General features: G+C 67.7%; 1 protein-coding gene. It reads left to right on the top strand.

Features of this window, described 5'->3' with window-relative positions; translation table 11 throughout:
* Positions 1–96 precede the first annotated feature (96 nt).
* Positions 97–1,093 (top strand): IS481 family transposase (locus tag ACSEEN_RS21440; protein ID WP_440714257.1); only part of this gene is annotated, 997 nt, incomplete at its 3' end.

The following is a 1,093-nucleotide window of genomic DNA, read 5'->3' as shown; positions in this document are numbered from 1 at the left end:
TGTACTTCCCCGACACGTTGTGAACATCTGAGGTGAAGTGAAGACCTCCGGGCAGGATGTGGGTTACCACACTGACATCAAGCCACGGAGGTCTTCATGGTCCACGCTAACGCACCCTTGACGCCGGAGGGCAGACGACGCCTGGCGGTGCTGATCGTCGAGGACGGTTGGCCGCTGCGGCGGGCAGCGCAACGGTTCCAGGTTTCCCTGGCCACGGCCAAGCGATGGGCCGACCGGTACCGCGCCGGTCAGGAGTTGACCGACCGTAGTTCCCGTCCCCAGACCTGTCCGACGCGTCTGAACCGGCGCACCGAGCGGCGGATCATCGGTCTGCGGTTCACCCGCCGCTGGGGACCACACCGCATCGCCTACCACCTGCGGCTTCCGCGTTCGACCGTGGGCAGGGTCCTGACTCGGTACCGGATGCCGCCGCTGGCGCACCTGGACCAGGCCACCGGGCTGCCGGTGCGCCGGCCCGCGCCCAAGAGGTACGAAGTCGACCGTCCCGGCCGGCTGGTCCATGTCGACATCAAGAAACTCGGCCGAATCCCTGACGGCGGCGGATGGCGGGTCCATGGACGCGGCTCGGCCCAGGACCTCAGAGCCGGGCGGCACCGTGACCAGGCTGCCCGCGGCGGCGCAGCAGGATCGCGGGGCTACCGGTACCTGCACCACGCCGTCGATGACCACTCGCGCGTGGCGTATTCGGAGATCCTCGATGACGAACGCAAGGAGACCGCGGCAGGGTTCTGGGAACGGGCCAACGCGTTCTTCGCCGAGATCGGAGTCACCGTGACCGCGGTGATGACCGATAACGGATCCTGCTACCGCTCGCGTGTGTTCGCCGCGGCCCTGGGCCCGAGTATCAAGCACAAGCGGACCAGGCCGTACCGGCCCCAGACCAACGGGAAAGTCGAACGCTTCAACCGGACGCTGGCCGCCGAATGGGCCTACGCCGCCCCGTACACCAGTGACACCGAACGCGCAGCGGCCTACCAGCACTGGCTGCACCACTACAATCACCACCGACCCCACACCGGGATCGGCGGCCTCGTCCCCTCAGCCCGCGTTCACAACCTCACGGGGAAGTACA

Source organism: Gordonia marina (genome assembly GCF_052036135.1).
Lineage (GTDB): Bacteria > Actinomycetota > Actinomycetes > Mycobacteriales > Mycobacteriaceae > Gordonia.
The sequence above is the reverse complement of the archived record's forward strand: the minus strand, read 5'-3'. Positions and strand labels throughout refer to the sequence as shown.